This is a genomic window from Streptomyces sp. NPDC020192 (assembly GCF_044388685.1).
Classification (GTDB): domain Bacteria; phylum Actinomycetota; class Actinomycetes; order Streptomycetales; family Streptomycetaceae; genus Streptomyces.
On record NZ_JBIRXG010000033.1, the window covers coordinates 1 to 14,531 of the forward strand.

Sequence of the window (14,531 nt, forward strand, 5' to 3'; positions counted from 1 at the left end):
CCCCAGGCCAACGCGACCTACACCCCCGGCGACACCCTCGTCCTCTACACCGACGGCCTGATCGAACGCCGCGGTGAGGACATCGACGCCGGCCTGACCCGCCTGACCTCCACGCTCGCCACCTGCACCGAGTTCGGCGCGGAACACCTCGCCGACGCCCTGCTCGCCCGCCTCGGCCTCGCCTGCGGCGCCAACGACGACATCGCCATCGTCGTCGTCCGCCTGGACCGAACGACCCGACCGTACTGATGGCGGAAGGCTGTGGGCGGGCTGCTGGCGTCGGGGCCGATATCCGAGGGCTGAGCGTGCTTGCTTGTGCATGACATCCCTGATGGACGTCGCGCACATGCACTGCGGATGTCGCTCAGGATGGGCGATCGATCCGGTCCTGCGGTACACGGTCGGGTGGGCGCACGCCGACGCCCAGCCCACCAACACCCTCATCACCGGCGACGGGACGGCCGGGATCATCGATTTCGCTCTGTCCTGCGCCCCGACATCACCAACCGGCTGCCCTGCTGGGGTGCGATCACCCACACCACCGCTCGCGAGATCGCCGACGCGATCCTGTCCACACCCGACGACACCCACGTACAGGCCACGGCGGCGGCCGATGTGTGGGGGTTGGGCGCCTCTCTGTTCTGGTGCTGGACCGGACACCGGCCCGTCGCCTACGACGACGCCAATCCGGGCGTGCCTGGACGCCGACCCGGACCGGCGACCCACGGCGGCCGAGGTCGCCGCATGGGGACTCTGCGCCATCTGAGGCCGGCCGTGATCCTCCCCAGCCACTTCCGGCTGCACCCGGTGGCAGCTTCCGTCCGTCTTCGGCCCCGACTGGCCATCGTCTACCGGCGCTTCGTCCAGTGGGGCCGGGAGCGGTGCAGGGCAGGGCCCACCGCATCCTCCGGTCGTCAATTCAGCTTCGACACCTGATAGTGGGCAGGACATCCTCGGCCAACTGCCGTGTTTCCAGTGCCTGGTAGCTGGCCGTCAAGCCGAGAGGCTGGGAATCGTAGTACTCGGCGACCCCCTGACGGCCGACGGCGTAGGGATGAAGCCCTTGGAAGACGGCGTCCTCGGTGAAATACGAGGCGACTTCCTGCGGCTCGTGTGCATCGACCGCAGCCTTCCATCGGTCCGTGACGCCACGCAGAATCGCTTCCTGCGCTGCAGTGCTGGTCATCAGGGTTCTCCTCTCATGTACGGGCGGCGCCCGGTGGTTGGCGTTCCTCGCTCGTCGAACATGTCTGCTGCCCGGTCGCGGCATCGCACGGGCAGTGGATCTGACGTCGCTCCCTGCGGCCGCCTCGGCCGCCACAGGGAGCATGCGCAAGGGGCGGCTCGATCAGGCCGTGCAGCCGGTCGGGCCCGGGTCGTTGGGATGCGCCTGCAGGGCGGTGACCACCGCGGTCATCCAGGGCCACAGGGGCAGTGTTTCGAGGACCTTCTCGCGCAGGTCCGCCTCGTCGTCGGCGCGCCACACACCAATGCTGCGGAGCTCGCCCACCGGGCGCCACAGCCGGACCAGGTGGCCCGCGGAGGCGAGCTCCTTCGCCCGGACAGCCTCGGCGGCGCGACGTCGATCAACCTCGGCGGGGTCGGTGCCCTCGGGCACGGTCGTGGTGAGCTCGACCAGGAACTCTTTCATGGTCCTCTCCTTCTCTCAGTTCGGTAGGGGTGGTGGGTCCCGATGGGGACATGGTCGGCCGATCGTCAACGGGCGGCGAGGCGTGGTGGTGCCGGCCAGGTGTGGCCGCTTCAGCCGAACGGCGAAGCGGAGCCACCTGTCATCCTCGTCAGCAGCGCTGTGCCGGAGGACGGACAGACCTCCGGCGGAGGGGAGGGTCGGCGCCGCAGGAGCGGTGCCGACAGGTTTGCGTCCAGCGGGCTGTCAGGCAGCTTCCTTTAGCGCGGCGGCTATCTTGACGGCGCGCTCGGCCTGGATGCGGGCGGTGGCGCGGGTGGTGTCGTCGACGGGGTTGTTGCCCTGGGCATCGACGTGAGAGGTGCCGTACGGGTTGCCGTCGATGAACTTGGCGGGGTCGGTGAAGCCGGGGCTGACGGTGATGCCGCCGAAGTGGTGGATGGAGTTGTAGAGGGCGAGCAGCGTGGACTCCTGGCCCGCGTGGGCTGTGGCGCCGGAGACGAAGCCGCGTAGACCTTGTCGGCGAGCTTGCCCTGGGCCCAGAGGCCGCCGAGGGTGTCGATGAACTGCTTGAGCTGGGCGGAGACGTTGCCGAAGCGAGTGGGGGTGCCGAAGAGGACGGCGCCGGCCCAGTCGATGTCCTCGGGGGTGGCCTCGGGGATGTCCGTGGTGGCGGCGTGGTTGTCGGCCCGGGCGGGGTTGGAGTCGATGGCCGCTTGGGGAGCGAGTTCGGCGACCTTGAGCAGGCGGACCTCTGCGCCGGCCTTGACGCCGGCGTCGCGAAGCTCCTCGGCGATCTCGGCGATGTCGACTAGTTGAGAGCGGGCTCAGCTGAAATCGGGCCCGCTGGTGCGCGTGCGCTTGATCTCGTTTGTCTTTTGCGGGCAGATGCTCGGCGGTCACTCGGCCGCCTGGGCTTCGGCGGCGTCCAGGGAGGCGAGTGGGCGGCCGGGGGTGGGTTCGGAGCGCCGGGCGGGGTGACCCGGCGTCGGCATGTGGTGCGGGAACCCGATGCGGAGAATCAGGGCGGCGAGCGCCGCGGCCAGGACGACGGCGGAGGCCAGGATCAGGGCCTGGTGGTAGCCGTGGCGGAGCAGGGGGGCGGCGACCAGCGGGCCGAGGATCTGGCCGACCGAGTATCCGGCGGTCAGCAGAGCCACGGCGCGAGGGAACCGCAGGTGCGCGCCCGCCGCGAGGGCCAGCGTGCTCACGCCTATGAAGGTCGAGCCGAAGAGCACCGCGGAGATCAGTGCTGCCGCGACCCCGCCCACCAGCGCGGGCAGTGCGATGCCCACCGCCTGCACGCCGAGCGCGGCCATCAGCAGGTCGGGGCGGGACCATCGGCGTCCCAGCCACGCCCACACCGCGGAGGACGGAATCGCTGCCAGCCCCACCAGCACCCAGGCGCCACTGCCGATCCAGCCGGGCGAGGTCTGCTCGATGGCTGCGACCAGGAAGGTGCCGGCGATGATGTAGCCGATGCCCTCCAGCGTGTAGGACGCGAACAGGGCGCCGAACCAGCGATGGGTACGCGGCCCGGACGTCCGTACGCGCGTCCCGGACGCGACAGAGGCCGTCCGGTGGGCGGGCTCGGGCCGCAGGCCCCAGGCGGCGAGGGTGAGCGCCGCGGCCAGGGCTGCGGAAGCCCACCACGCGGCCTGCCAGGTGCCGACCGTGCGCAGCACCAGGACGAGCAGGCCCGACAGGGCGATGCCGGCGCCGACTCCGCCGAACGCCCAGCCGGGCAGGTGGGCCGGGTGTTCGCGCAGGTGGCTGAGCAGTGAACTGGCGGCGATGACGAAGATCAGCGCACTGAAGGCGCCCGCGCCCAGCCTGAGCAGCAACCACACGGTGGTGGAGTGAGTCAGCGGCATCGCGGCCAGGGAGGCGACCAGCGCCAGCAGGCCGCCGCGCAACACGGCCGCGGAGCGCACCAGCCGCGGCAGGAAGGTCCCGGCCAGAGCCCCGACGAGGTAACCCACGTAGTTGGCGGTGGCCAGGTTCGCACCCGCCCCGGCCGACAGCCCGACCTGTGCGTGCATCAGCGGGAGGATCGGGGTGTAGACGAAGCGGCCCACACCCATGCCGGTCGCCAGTGCGGCAGCGGCTTGGGCGACGTGGACCCAGGGTGAAGAGCGCGTGCCTCCGGGGGCGGAGGTGTCGTCTCGTGACGGTGTTGCGGTCATGCGAAGTCCCTTGAGGGTGTTCGGCAGATCAGTCGGAACGGCAGGGGCCGGTGCGGTCGTCCGGGGCGGGTTCGGCGGGTTGCGGCGGTCACGTTGTGCTGCTGGCACCGGATGCGTCGCCGGGGTGCGGCTCCGAGGCGGTGACGTGGAGCTTCCATGGGGGTTCAGTCCGAACGATGCAGCGCTCACCGGTTCCGAGGCCGGTCAGACGGACGCCCATGGCGCGTCGGGCGAAGGCGGCGCGGACCGTGTCGGTGCATGGGGCGAGGACCTGAGATCCCCCGTGGGAGAGGGGCGACCCGACGAGCATCGAGGCGGGTGGCCGCTTCCGCGGCCTGGTCGCCGGTCAGCATCGGGTAGCCGTCCTGCGGCGGGGTGCGGGCGGCGTCCACGGGCAGCAGGGCGAGGTCGACCGGACCGAACCGCTCCACCACGGCGGAGATGTAGACCGTGCGCATGTCCGTGCCGGTCAACGTGAAGCCCGTAGCTCCGCCAGTGACGTGCTGGGAGCCGTCCTGGCAGTGCTGAACGGGTACGCCGGCGACGTCGTCGGTCAGCAGTCGCAGGCCGGCGATCTCCAGCAGTGCCGTCGGCCCGGCGGCCGGCCGTGCGGTGACCGACTGCGGTCTGCTGCCCGCAGCCTTGTAGCTGACGTGCTGTCCGTTTCCCATGGGCCCAGAGTGCGCCCGTCACCTGGGCAGACTCCAGGATCGGCTTCCTCTTTGCTGGGAGCCTCAGCCTCATAGAAGTTGCGTCACATGGCACGCCCACATCAGCGGCGATGCCAGGCGACGGCTGCCGCCTGGCAGGTCCGGCGCGAGTCCGCAGGCTGCCGAGGCGGCCACGAACACGGCCGGCCCCGCGCCGAACGCACAACGCGCGCCGGCTCTGTTGCGCTGCCGTCATAGCCGCGCCGCCCACGCGGGGTGGTGGCGGCGTCATCTCGCTTCACAGCGCGCACCACGGGACAGGTACTGGGCGCGGTACGTCTCCTGGAAACGGACAGCCAATCATCGATCGGTTACCAGCCCCTCACGTCGGGCGGGCGCTCGGGAGGCTGGGCTGTGCGTACACAGGGGAACCGCATCGCGAACCGTTTGGCACCCTCTTGGCCGCGAAGCAACTCAAGTGGCGAGACGTTCACGCGTGGCGCCTGGTGGCGGGGTGTCAGTACCGGGCGCCGACGGGGGCCGGGATGGCGTCGAGGTCGGCGAGGTCGGCGGCGGACAGCTTGACGTCTGCGGCGCCCGCGTTGTCGACGAGGTACTTCGGGGTCTTGGTGCCGGGGATGGGTACGACGTGCGGGCCCTGGGCGACCAGCCAGGCGAGGGCGACCTGCGCAGGGGTGGCGTCGATCCGGTCGGCGACTTCGCGGACCTTGACCGCGATGTCGAGGTTGGCCCGCAGGTTGTCCTGCTGGAAGCGGGGCAGACGCCGCCGCTGGTCGTTCTGCGGCAGTTCGTCGAAGGAGGCGAAGCGGCCGACGAGGAAGCCGCGGCCCAGCGGCGAGTACGGCAGGAGGCCGATGCCGTGCTGCGTGCAGTAGGGCAGCACCTCGGCCTGGACGTCGCGGGTCCACAGGGAGAACTCGGACTGCACGGTGGCGACCGGGTGCACGGCCTCGGCGCGCCGGATCTGCTCGACGCTGACCTCGGACAGGCCGATGTGATGCGCCTTGCCGGCGGTGACGGCCTCGGCCAGGGCACCCCAGGTCTCGTCGATCGGGACGTCGGGGTCGACGCGGTGGAGCTGGTAGAGGTCGACATGGTCGGTGCCCAGGCGGCGCAGGCTGGCGTCGATGCCGGCGCGGACGTGCTCGGGCCGGCCGTTGGGCCTGACCAGCGGGGCACCGCCGGGGCCGCCGGTGGGGTCGATGCACTCCATGCCGACCTTGGTGGCGATCACCGCGCGTTCGCGCCGGCCGGCCAGGGCCCGGCCGACGAGTTCCTCGTTGGTGTAGGGGCCGTAGACGTCGGCGGTGTCGATCAACGTCACGCCCAGGTCAAGAGCCTGGTGGATGACGGAGACGGAGGTGGCTTCGTCGCGCGGGGAGGCCATGTCGTAGGCGAAGCTCATCCCCATGGCGCCCAGGCCGATGACACCGACCTGCGGTCCGCGGGTGCCCAGGGTGATAGTGCGCATGCTGTGTTCTGCCTTCGTAGCGGATCGGAGGTTGACGCGACCGACGCCATATCCAGACGACCGGTCGTCTATTTGCAACGTAGGTGGCAGGGCTGGGGGAGTCAAAGGCCAAGGGGACGTGAGCCGGGACCTGATTCCTCGCAGCTGATAGGTCCGGACTCCCAGCGCACGTCGGTGCGGCGGCGGCCCCGATGGTGTGGCGTTCTGTCTCCGCTGCAGCAGCGTGCACGGCGGCGACCGGCAGACCGCTGAACACAGCTCACCCCCAAGCAGGTTGGCCTTCCCACCAGCCCCGGGCTCCGCCGCACGCTGGGACTGCGCTGCCAGGAACTCGCCGCCATTGCCGGGGCCGGCATCGACTACTTACACCTGCATGGAGCGCGGCAGGGAGACCCGCCGTAGCCCCACCGCTGTCGACTTCCTCGGCTGCGTGCTGCACCTTGGGGGCGATAGTGAGCACCTGCGCCACCTGGCTGCCCGGGTCGCCCGAAACACCCCCGAGCTGCGCACCACGCCCAGCCCCGCGGGGCGCGTCAGGCTTCTGCCGGAGACCCTGCGGCCGAGCCCGCCTACGCCATGGTTCCTTTCGACATGCTCGGCACCCCACACGCCCCCTGAATCCGCCGACCAGAACACCGGCCCGGACCGGCAAAGCCAGGCGGGCGACAGGAACGGCGCGTCACGGCGCGGGGCGGCTGAGTGAATGCCTATTGCTTGTACGGATCGTCGTCTGGAAGCCAGGCGTCGAAGTCGTGAATGCCGAGGTCGCCGAGGCCGTCCGTCAGGGCGTCGACGGTGTTCAGCACAGCAGGGCGCCTCTCACTGCGTCGCCACACCAGGGACCAGGTCCAGTAGACCTTCGGCTCGACCACGGGACGGGCTACCAGTTCGGGCGGGAGCGGGGTGGTCTGGGCCTTCGGTGAATTGAGGATCGGTCGGCGTGATCGTCGCACGTGGTCGAAGAACGCCGGCCCTGTGATGCCGCCGTCGGAAATGCGCGCCGCACGGGCGCCGGTGTCGCGGGCAAGTTGCTCGGCGTAGGCGTTCCAGGAGAGCCATGTGGTCGCATCGTCGTCCAGAAGAACAACGACGTCCCGGGCACGGACCTCAGCTGCGTCACGGCCGACGCAGACCGCGTACAGGCGGTCGGCGCCGATGAGCCGGGAGCTGAGACCCCGTGCGTCCAGGTCCTCCCGGCGGACCCAGCAGACCGCGAGGTCGAGGCTGCCGTCCGCGACCCGCGCGGCTTGCGTGTGCGAGGGCGCGACCCAGGCATCGACGTGCACACGCGCCACGGCCGAGGTCCGCGCGGTGAGGTCCGCGGGCAGCCAGCTGACGTAGCCGAGCCGGACAGGCTCCGAGCCGGCGATCCTCGCCGCGCGGTGACGGAGGGCGTCGGCGCTGTCCAGAAGGGCGCGGGCGTCCGGGAGGAGCGCCGCTCCAGCCGGTGTGAGGGTGACCGAGCGACGGTCCCGGTCGAACAGACGCACCCCGAGGTCGCGCTCCAGCGCCTTGATCTGCTGGGACAAGGACGGACCGGCGATCAGGAGTCGGCTCGCGGCCCGGCCGAAGTTCAGTTCCTCGGCCACCGCGAGGAAGAGGTCGTACTCGACGACTTCCACGTCCAAACCCGCGTCCTGTGCCTGCTGTTCGGTCATTCCGGCGCTGCCGACCTCCGGGTCGGTGAAGACGACTTGGGGCAGCCCGATGTGTCCGGCGGCGGAAGAAGGCAGTTGGGCGGAGCCTTGTGCACGTGCCGCGATCACCTCTCCGGCGATCCGGGCCTGGTACTTGCCCATGTGCGTCAGCAGTGCGCGGCCGCACACGTCACCGATGGCGTACAGCCAGCTGCCGGTCACCTCCCGCACGCACTGGTGGTCGTCGACAGGGAGGTAGCCGCCGGGGCGGAGGCCGACGGTGTCGTGACCGATGTCCTCGGTGTTCGGGATGCGCCCGGTGGCCACGACCAGCTCATCGGCGACCATGAGCGTGCCGTCGTCGAGCGTCAGGCTGATTTCCCCGCCGTGGATGTGACCCTGCCCGGTGTCACGGGGATCGACCCGCCTGACCAGAGACAGGGTGCGCCCCGAGTACAGATGCACGCCACTGTCCTGCAAGGCCTGGCCGACAAGTGTGCCTGCGAAGGGTTCCTGCCGGGCCAGCAGCCGATCGCCGCGGTATACGATCGACACCGCGCTCGCGCCCAGCCCGCGCAGCCAGGTGGCCGCCTCACAGGCGACCACGCCGCCGCCCAGGACGACCACCCGATCCGGCACCTCACGCATCGTGGTCACGTCGCGCGACGTCCATGGCAGGGCCGCACGCAACCCGGGAGCGTCCGGTACGGCCGGGCGGGAGCCCGTGTCGATGACCACGGCGTGGCCGGCCGTGAGTGTCCTGGCCGAACCGTCCGGGCGGTGCACACTCACCGTGCGCTCGCCCATCAGCCGTCCGTAACCGCGGACGACGTCGATACCGGTGGAAAGGGCCCAGGATATCTGCGAGCCGTCGTCGAGTTGATTGATCACACGGTCACGCCGGGCGAGAACCCCGGCGGCCTCCAGGCGGGCTGACACTCCCGGCAGATGCGCGGCCGCGTCCACGACCTCGACCGGCCGCAGCAGTGCCTTGCTGGGCATGCAGGCCCAGTACGAGCATTCGCCCCCGAGCAGGCTGTTCTCGACAAGCACCGAGGACAGGCCGGAGAACTGGCTTGCATATTGGGCGGCGTTCTCACCGGCAGCGGCACCGCCCAGAACGATCACATCCCACGCTGAGCGGTCTGGATCCACAGTCGCGGTCATGCCGATTCCTCCCATCACCGCTCAGTGCCCTCCGCCTGCCTGTCACGCCGACAGCGGGCGGCGACTCATCGACCGCCGGGCTCCGGAACGAGCAACCCCACACCGGTTCGCGTCGAGTCATCCGAGCCGACGTCGAGTCGCCCGGTCTGCTCTCGCCCGCGGAGGCGCGCACCAGAGCGGCCAGTTCAGATCACGGTGCCCGATCTCCTCCTCGTACCGCCCGTGCGCCTGTTCCGCACGTACGAGGGCCTGGGGCTGCTCGCCGGCCGAACTCATGTCACGGAGATCGGCTTCTCTCCCGTCAGCTGCCTGCCAGGGGCACAGCGGCATCACCGACCTGGAAGCCGCTCGGTGATTTCCTGCAGCATCCAGCCGTTGCCGTCCGGGTCCGCGAACGAGGCGAACGACGCGTAACTGCGCCGCTCGGGATCCGGACCGGGCACCCGGTCCTTGTTGCCTGCGTGGTGGAACACTCCGCCTGAGTCGTGGAAGGCCTCACTTACCTCAACCCCGTTCCGTGCCAGCTCCGCTCGTGCCGCCTCGATGTCCGAGACCACGAGATACAGGCCCTCCGCAGATCCCGGCACGGCCGAACTGACCCCGTTGCCGAAGATCACTGAGCAAGGGGAACCCGGCGGTGTCAGTTGCACCACGCGGAAGCCGTCACCGGCGACGAAGTCGGCATCCAGCCGCCAACCCAGCGACTTGTAGAAGCCCTTCGAGCGGTCGACGTCGGAGACCGGGATCACCACGACTTCGAGCTTCATGTCCATGGTGGAGTCCTCCTGCCCTTCCGGCAGTTGTGCACCTCGCCGATCGCCACGACTCCCGCGCTCTGGCACGCAGGGGTGCGCCTGTGAAACACCTGGTGAGGGTTGTTTGAGCGCCGCAGCAGTGTTGTTGTGGAAGCCCTGCCATCGGGTGGAAGAGAGACTGCGCATGCGCAACCAGGCCCGAGACCACTGCAGGCCGGCCGCCACCGGCGCGCCGGCTTTCGCACCGGGTTGGCGGATACAGCGCACCGAAGAGACCCCTCCACGATACTGCTCAGCCACAGCAGCGCCACTCTTTCCTCGAAGCAACGTCGGGCGTACCCGGTCATGGGCGTCGTTGAGCGCGTACTCGACGAGGGGCACACCCAACTCGTCGACCCGGGCATTCGCGGCGTGGGCGCCGCGGACTCTGGCGGGCGGCGGAGCGCGCGGTGAGGACGAGGACATGGGTCTGCGACTCCGGATCCGCGGTGATCCGACGGGCGGCCTCGGCGCGGTCCATACGGGGCATACGTATGTCTTCCTCAACCCCATCGCCGCCGAGTCCCTCCTGGACCGGCTGATCAACACCAGCCACCAGGTGATCACGAGCGGCCCCAGCTACTGGCTCAACAAGCCGCCCAAGGACCCCACGGACAAGCCCTCCCGCCTAGGTGTCCTTACCGCGTGAGAGGCTGCCGACTACACCACGAGATGGATCGGAGAGCTGGCGGGATGGGTTTCGAGGGCGAAGTCTGGCGACTGATGCGGCAAGACAAGCTGCTCGGCGAGATCACGATCGACGAGGCCGACTTTCCGTGGCTGAATGGGCGCTTTCTTCCAACGCGGGCCTTCGCAGAGGTGAAGCCGTGGTTCGACGCGTCGCTGGCTCTGATGGAGGCGGAGGAGTACGAGCGGTTCGACGACTCCTATGACCGGATCGCGGGCGCCTTGTCGCTGGTGGCCCCGTCAGGACCGGTCGCGGAGTTCCTCCTGCACATCGACGACGGCCATGCTTGGTTCAGGTGGAGTGACGAACCGTTCGATGGATCCTGAGCCCGTCAGGTCCTGGAGAATTGCGTGACCACAGCCCCTGGGGAATTGCGCCGTCGTCGACAGTCCGCGACCCGGGTGCCCTCGCCCGCCAGCTCTCGGGCAGCGCACGTGAGACGGCACGGCGAACCCAGCCAGGTCACGGCGACGATGGTGGCGCTGTAGCCTTCGTCTGGTTGCATGTCACCGATCGTCTGCCATAACCGCAGTGCCCGCCCGCGGTGCCGGCGCGCTAGGTCGTGGACGCCGGCGGCGGCGTCCAGGTCGCCGATCAGTTGCCAGCACGCGGCCTCGTCCTGGCGGTCGCGGTGCCGGTGGAACAGGTCCGCCGCGCGTTCCAACACTGGGCGGCCGGCTCTACCGCCGGTGGGCAAGACTCCCGCCATCACCCGTGTCGACCAGGTCGTGCGGCCGATCGACGCTTACCTTCCCACTGTAGAACAGAGCCGGACCGTGGAACGCGCCGCCTGTGTGTCGAGCATCAAGTGCTTGAAGCGGTTCGGCATCTCACAGGCGCCCGGCCCGGACCCGGCAACGGGTGAGACCGCACGGCGCGATGTGCGATCGCAGCTCTACGGCTACTTCGTCCCGGACCAGGCAGCGACCAAGGGGTACGACGCCGTCGTCATGCCCCAGTCCCGGACACGGATGCCGGATTCGGTTCGGCGGGTCTACTTCGGCCGAGAGGACACCGGCGCCGTGGTCACGTTCTTCCAGGGCAAGGCCGTGCCCAGGGGAGGTTGCCTGAAGGAAGGTCTCGACGCCGTTGGTGGATCGCTCCTCCTGGGAGCAGATGCGTTGGCGATGCCGGGCGGGGGCCCCAAGGAACCAGTGCGCGATCCGCGCGTTGTAGACGCCGACCACCAATGGAGTGCCTGCATGAAGGCGCACGGGTTCGTGTACGCGACTCCTGCGGATGCCTACACGGACCCGCGTTGGCGCACCCCGGCAATGAGCAGCCACGGCTCCGTGACCCACAGCCGGGCCGAGCTCGCGACCGCCACCACCGACATGGCCTGCAAGCAATCCACGAACTTCATGGGGATCACCGTCGCTGTCCAGAGCGGCTACGACAAGCAGATCGCCGTGGCCGAGGAGATCATCGCGGACAACAAGTCAGGGTGAGCGCCCCAGCGCCCTGTCCGACAGCCCGGCACCAGGCTCCGCGGCACCGGGGCGGGACCCGGGCTCCGGCTCTCTGGCCTTGCCCGACCTGATCCCGCCCGCACCGCCACCCGTGGACTGGCCCAACGTCACGGTCGGCACCTCGCTGTTTGTGCCGCGCAGTCGTGCTGGGTGTGGTGGCGTTTTTGCCAGCGCTCGTGCAGGTGTTGTTGGTGGTCGTACCAGCGTGTGGTGATCGTCGATGGGTGTAGCTCGCGCTGAGGGAAGATCGCTGGTCAGGCCGTGAGGTGGTAGTCGCGCCGGCCGGTGGTGGTGTAGAGGCGTTCGTGTTCTTGGGTGAGGTGATGGCGCCAGTACGTTTCGAAGTCGCCGTTGTGCGCCCGGGGCTTGAGGACGGCTTCGGCTCCGCCAAGGCCCCAGCGGGCTGCGGTGGGTCGCTTGTGCTTGACATGCCGCCGCCTCTCGGCGGCTGGCCCGCGACCGGCATGCCCCGGCCCGAGGACCGACCGCGCCTCACAGCCCGCGCCCCGCGCGACTTTGCCGACCCTTTACAACCTCTGCTGATCCTGTCTCGTCTCTCCGCTCGATCCATCACACAGCCCGCCCGGCCACCCACCGGGCCGGCCGACGAAAGAGAGCGATTCATGCGCCGAACAGTCCTCAGCGCCACGGCAGCCGCGTGCGTCGCCGTGCTGGCGAGCACGGTGCCCGCGTTCGCCCACGGGGCGAGCGCGTCTGCGACACCCCGTCCCTCCGCCACCTCCGCGCCGTCGGCCCGGCCGAGCGCGCCGGCCAGCGCGGAGCCGAGCGCGGTCCCCACCCGGGAGCCGAGCCGGGCGGCCACCCCCGTGCCGACCGTCGCGCCGAGCGAGGGGCGCGGCCAGGTCGGCGTCGTACCGAGTGGTGCTCCCAATACCGGCGTGACCACCGGCTCGAACAGCTCCGGCTCGGATGGCATGCTGATCGGCGGCGGTGCCGCCGGCGCCCTCGCGGTGGGCGGCGCGGCGGTCTTCCTCGTGCGCCGCCGACGGGCGACCGGGGCATGACTCACCTCTCCAGGCGCGCGTTCGTCACCGCGGCGCTGGCTTCGCTGCTCGTGAGCTGTGCCGGCCACAGCGGCGACGGGGCGTCGGCCACCCGCCCCAGCGGCACGCACGTGTCCGCCCGGTCCTCCGCGGACCCGGCGAACGCGCCGTACCCGCTGGGCCGTTCGGTCCCGACGCGGCTGCGGATCCCCGAGATCGGCGTCGACACCCCGGTCATGCGACTCGGGCTGGCGCAGGACGGCAGCGTGCAGGTGCCCCCGATCACCGCGCACGACCAGGCGGGCTGGTACCAGCACTCCCCGACGCCGGGCCAGACGGGTCCGTCGGTGATCCTCGGCCATGTCACGGTCGGCGCCTACGGGGACGGCGTCTTCCGCCACCTCGACCGGCTGCGCCGGGGCGACGGGATCACGGTGCGCCTGGAGAACGGCAGATCGGCCGAGTTCACCGTCACCTCCGTGCGGACCGTCGCCAAGGCGGCCTTTCCGACGAAGGCGGTCTACGGCGACGTCGACCGGCCCGAGCTACGGCTCATCACGTGCGGCGGACCCCGCACCGGCGACGGCTATCTCGACAACGTGATCGTCTTCGCCGCGCTGAGCACCGCGAGCCACTGACCGGTTGCCGCCCGCCCCGATCCCGGGCCGATGGAACGTACGCCGTCGGTCCGGGGTCTTCCCCACGGGTGCCCCGCGCCCCCCGGGCGTGACGAGAGCCCTCACCCCCTATGGAGAGCGTTGAAACGGTCCCGCGAGAAGGCGGCAGCAGAGCTGTTCGCCGCTCTCTACCCGCGCCTGGCTGGCTGGTGCCGCCGCCTGGTCGACGACGACGAGACCGCCCACGAGATCGCATCGGAGGCGTTCACCCGCCTCTGGGCCCGCTGGACGTCCGTGTCAGAGCCCCGAGGTTTCCTCTACGTCACGGCCGCCAACATTGTCCGGGACCACTGGCGCCGCCTGGAGCGTGAGCGCAAGGCCATGCGTCGCGCCACCGTCGAGGCGTCCGTCCGCCCGCCCACCGAGCAGACCGACCCCTCGGTCCGCCTGCTCGTCCAGGCGCTCCCCGAACGACTGCGCATACCGACCCTCCTGCACTACTACGCTGACTTGCCGATCCGGGAGGTGGCCGTGCTGACCGGGCGCAAGGAAGGAACCGTCAAGGCCGACCTGCACGCGGCCCGCGAACTGCTCCGCGCCCACCTGAGGAGAAGCCTTGATCACATACAATGACGACGGTCCGGACTTCGAACCCGACGATCCCCTCGCCGTCATCATGCGGCCGCCCTTCGAGCACCTCGCCCCGCCCGCCGGCCGGTACGAGGAGGTCCGCCGTGGCGCGGCCCGCCGCCGCATCCTGCGCGCAACCGTCGGAGCCGGCGCGATCTGCACCGTCGCTGCCCTCCTCGCCATACCCTTGCTGCGCACCGCCCACCAGGCCCCCGCCTCCCCGACAGTCCCCCTCGCTCCGCCTTCCGCGAGCAGCGCCACGGCCCTACCGACCCCGGCCGAGTCGGCTCCCGTGAGTGGCACCCCTCGCCCCAGCGCCCGCCCCTCGACGGGTACGACGCCCATTCCCACCCGCCCCCCGGCCACGACCGCCGCACCCTCCGCCGCCCCCTCGACAACCCGGACAGAACGCCGGCCCTCGGACCCCACTCCGCGCACGCGCACGGTGGAGCCGTCGACGGACCCAGCGCGCTCCGCGTCCCCTTCCGCCGCCGGCACCCGCCCATGACCCCTGGGACCGGCCACGGGGACGACGGGCATTGACTTCTG

Annotated in this window: 14 protein-coding genes and 3 pseudogenes; 8 read left to right on the forward strand and 9 right to left on the reverse strand. The window is 70.5% G+C overall.

The features are described 5' to 3' along the window. On the forward strand, positions 1 to 249 hold a 249-nt coding region (locus ACH47Z_RS39280), incomplete at its 5' end, for a SpoIIE family protein phosphatase (RefSeq protein ID WP_399082816.1). Positions 250 to 943: 694 nt separating this feature from the next. On the opposite strand, the pseudogene ACH47Z_RS39285 reads toward ACH47Z_RS39280, so the two are convergent. The 9 genes and pseudogenes from ACH47Z_RS39285 to ACH47Z_RS39325 form a co-directional block, all read right to left on the reverse strand. Beyond that, a pseudogene (locus ACH47Z_RS39285) lies at positions 944 to 1,186 on the reverse strand (nuclear transport factor 2 family protein); the annotation flags it as partial. A gap of 162 nt (positions 1,187 to 1,348) precedes the next feature. Next, a complete protein-coding gene (locus ACH47Z_RS39290; RefSeq protein WP_399082819.1) occupies positions 1,349 to 1,651 on the reverse strand; it encodes a muconolactone Delta-isomerase family protein in 303 nt (100 codons plus the stop codon). Between the two features lie 243 nt (positions 1,652 to 1,894). Beyond that, positions 1,895 to 2,454: pseudogene (locus tag ACH47Z_RS39295) on the reverse strand (flavodoxin family protein). Positions 2,455 to 2,547: 93 nt separating this feature from the next. Then, the gene (locus ACH47Z_RS39300) at positions 2,548 to 3,732 is read right to left on the reverse strand and encodes a YbfB/YjiJ family MFS transporter (RefSeq protein ID WP_399083039.1); all 1,185 of its coding nucleotides are present in this window, start codon (positions 3,730 to 3,732) and stop codon (positions 2,548 to 2,550) included. Positions 3,733 to 4,019: 287 nt separating this feature from the next. After that, complete coding sequence (locus ACH47Z_RS39305) at positions 4,020 to 4,505, reverse strand: hypothetical protein (protein ID WP_399082823.1); 486 nt, start codon at positions 4,503 to 4,505, stop codon at positions 4,020 to 4,022. A gap of 496 nt (positions 4,506 to 5,001) precedes the next feature. Further along, positions 5,002 to 5,976 (reverse strand): aldo/keto reductase, encoded by a 975-nt coding sequence (locus ACH47Z_RS39310; RefSeq protein ID WP_399082825.1) that lies wholly within the window; start codon positions 5,974 to 5,976, stop codon positions 5,002 to 5,004. 707 nt (positions 5,977 to 6,683) lie between these two features. Next, entirely contained in the window at positions 6,684 to 7,598 is a 915-nt protein-coding gene (locus ACH47Z_RS39315; protein ID WP_399083042.1) for a LysR family transcriptional regulator, read from the reverse strand. Then, a pseudogene (locus tag ACH47Z_RS39320) lies at positions 7,593 to 8,795 on the reverse strand (FAD-dependent oxidoreductase); the annotation flags it as partial. The gene ACH47Z_RS39315 and the pseudogene ACH47Z_RS39320, both read right to left, overlap by 6 nt. A gap of 314 nt (positions 8,796 to 9,109) precedes the next feature. Continuing rightward, complete coding sequence (locus ACH47Z_RS39325; protein WP_399082828.1) at positions 9,110 to 9,916, reverse strand: VOC family protein; 807 nt, start codon at positions 9,914 to 9,916, stop codon at positions 9,110 to 9,112. A gap of 82 nt (positions 9,917 to 9,998) precedes the next feature. Here ACH47Z_RS39325 and ACH47Z_RS39330 point away from each other — a divergent pair, with 82 nt between their 5' ends. From ACH47Z_RS39330 to ACH47Z_RS39360, 7 genes are all read left to right on the forward strand, one after another. After that, entirely contained in the window at positions 9,999 to 10,223 is a 225-nt protein-coding gene (locus tag ACH47Z_RS39330) for a hypothetical protein (RefSeq protein ID WP_399082831.1), read from the forward strand. 44 nt (positions 10,224 to 10,267) lie between these two features. Next, positions 10,268 to 10,588 carry a hypothetical protein gene (locus ACH47Z_RS39335; RefSeq protein WP_399082834.1) on the forward strand — a complete coding sequence of 107 codons (321 nt, stop codon included), beginning with the start codon at positions 10,268 to 10,270 and terminating at the stop codon, positions 10,586 to 10,588. Positions 10,589 to 10,951: 363 nt separating this feature from the next. Next, positions 10,952 to 11,710, forward strand: coding sequence for a hypothetical protein (locus ACH47Z_RS39340; RefSeq protein ID WP_399082837.1), 759 nt, complete (start codon positions 10,952 to 10,954; stop codon positions 11,708 to 11,710). A gap of 644 nt (positions 11,711 to 12,354) precedes the next feature. Then, on the forward strand, positions 12,355 to 12,756 hold the full coding sequence (locus tag ACH47Z_RS39345) for a sortase-dependent protein (RefSeq protein ID WP_399082840.1): 402 nt from the start codon (positions 12,355 to 12,357) through the stop codon (positions 12,754 to 12,756). Next, positions 12,753 to 13,373 (forward strand): class F sortase, encoded by a 621-nt coding sequence (locus tag ACH47Z_RS39350; RefSeq protein WP_399082843.1) that lies wholly within the window; start codon positions 12,753 to 12,755, stop codon positions 13,371 to 13,373. Before ACH47Z_RS39345 ends, ACH47Z_RS39350 begins: the two co-directional genes overlap by 4 nt. Before the next feature lie 120 nt (positions 13,374 to 13,493). Beyond that, positions 13,494 to 13,985: an RNA polymerase sigma factor gene (locus tag ACH47Z_RS39355; RefSeq protein ID WP_399082846.1), complete on the forward strand. Its 492-nt coding sequence runs from the start codon at positions 13,494 to 13,496 to the stop codon at positions 13,983 to 13,985. Next, a complete protein-coding gene (locus ACH47Z_RS39360; protein ID WP_399082849.1) occupies positions 13,969 to 14,490 on the forward strand; it encodes a hypothetical protein in 522 nt (173 codons plus the stop codon). The genes ACH47Z_RS39355 and ACH47Z_RS39360 overlap by 17 nt, the downstream gene beginning before the upstream one ends. Positions 14,491 to 14,531: the final 41 nt, after the last annotated feature.

What these genes read in the sequence shown, in the direction of transcription:
- ACH47Z_RS39290 (WP_399082819.1), bottom strand. Translation starts at nt 1,651, where the DNA reads ATGAAAGAGTTCCTGGTCGAGCTCACCACGACCGTGCCCGAGGGCACC.
- ACH47Z_RS39300 (WP_399083039.1), bottom strand. Translation starts at nt 3,732, where the DNA reads ATGGGTGTGGGCCGCTTCGTCTACACCCCGATCCTCCCGCTGATGCAC.
- ACH47Z_RS39305 (WP_399082823.1), bottom strand. Translation starts at nt 4,505, where the DNA reads ATGGGAAACGGACAGCACGTCAGCTACAAGGCTGCGGGCAGCAGACCG.
- ACH47Z_RS39310 (WP_399082825.1), bottom strand. Translation starts at nt 5,976, where the DNA reads ATGCGCACTATCACCCTGGGCACCCGCGGACCGCAGGTCGGTGTCATC.
- ACH47Z_RS39330 (WP_399082831.1), top strand. Translation starts at nt 9,999, where the DNA reads ATGGGTCTGCGACTCCGGATCCGCGGTGATCCGACGGGCGGCCTCGGC.
- ACH47Z_RS39335 (WP_399082834.1), top strand. Translation starts at nt 10,268, where the DNA reads ATGGGTTTCGAGGGCGAAGTCTGGCGACTGATGCGGCAAGACAAGCTG.
- ACH47Z_RS39345 (WP_399082840.1), top strand. Translation starts at nt 12,355, where the DNA reads ATGCGCCGAACAGTCCTCAGCGCCACGGCAGCCGCGTGCGTCGCCGTG.
- ACH47Z_RS39350 (WP_399082843.1), top strand. Translation starts at nt 12,753, where the DNA reads ATGACTCACCTCTCCAGGCGCGCGTTCGTCACCGCGGCGCTGGCTTCG.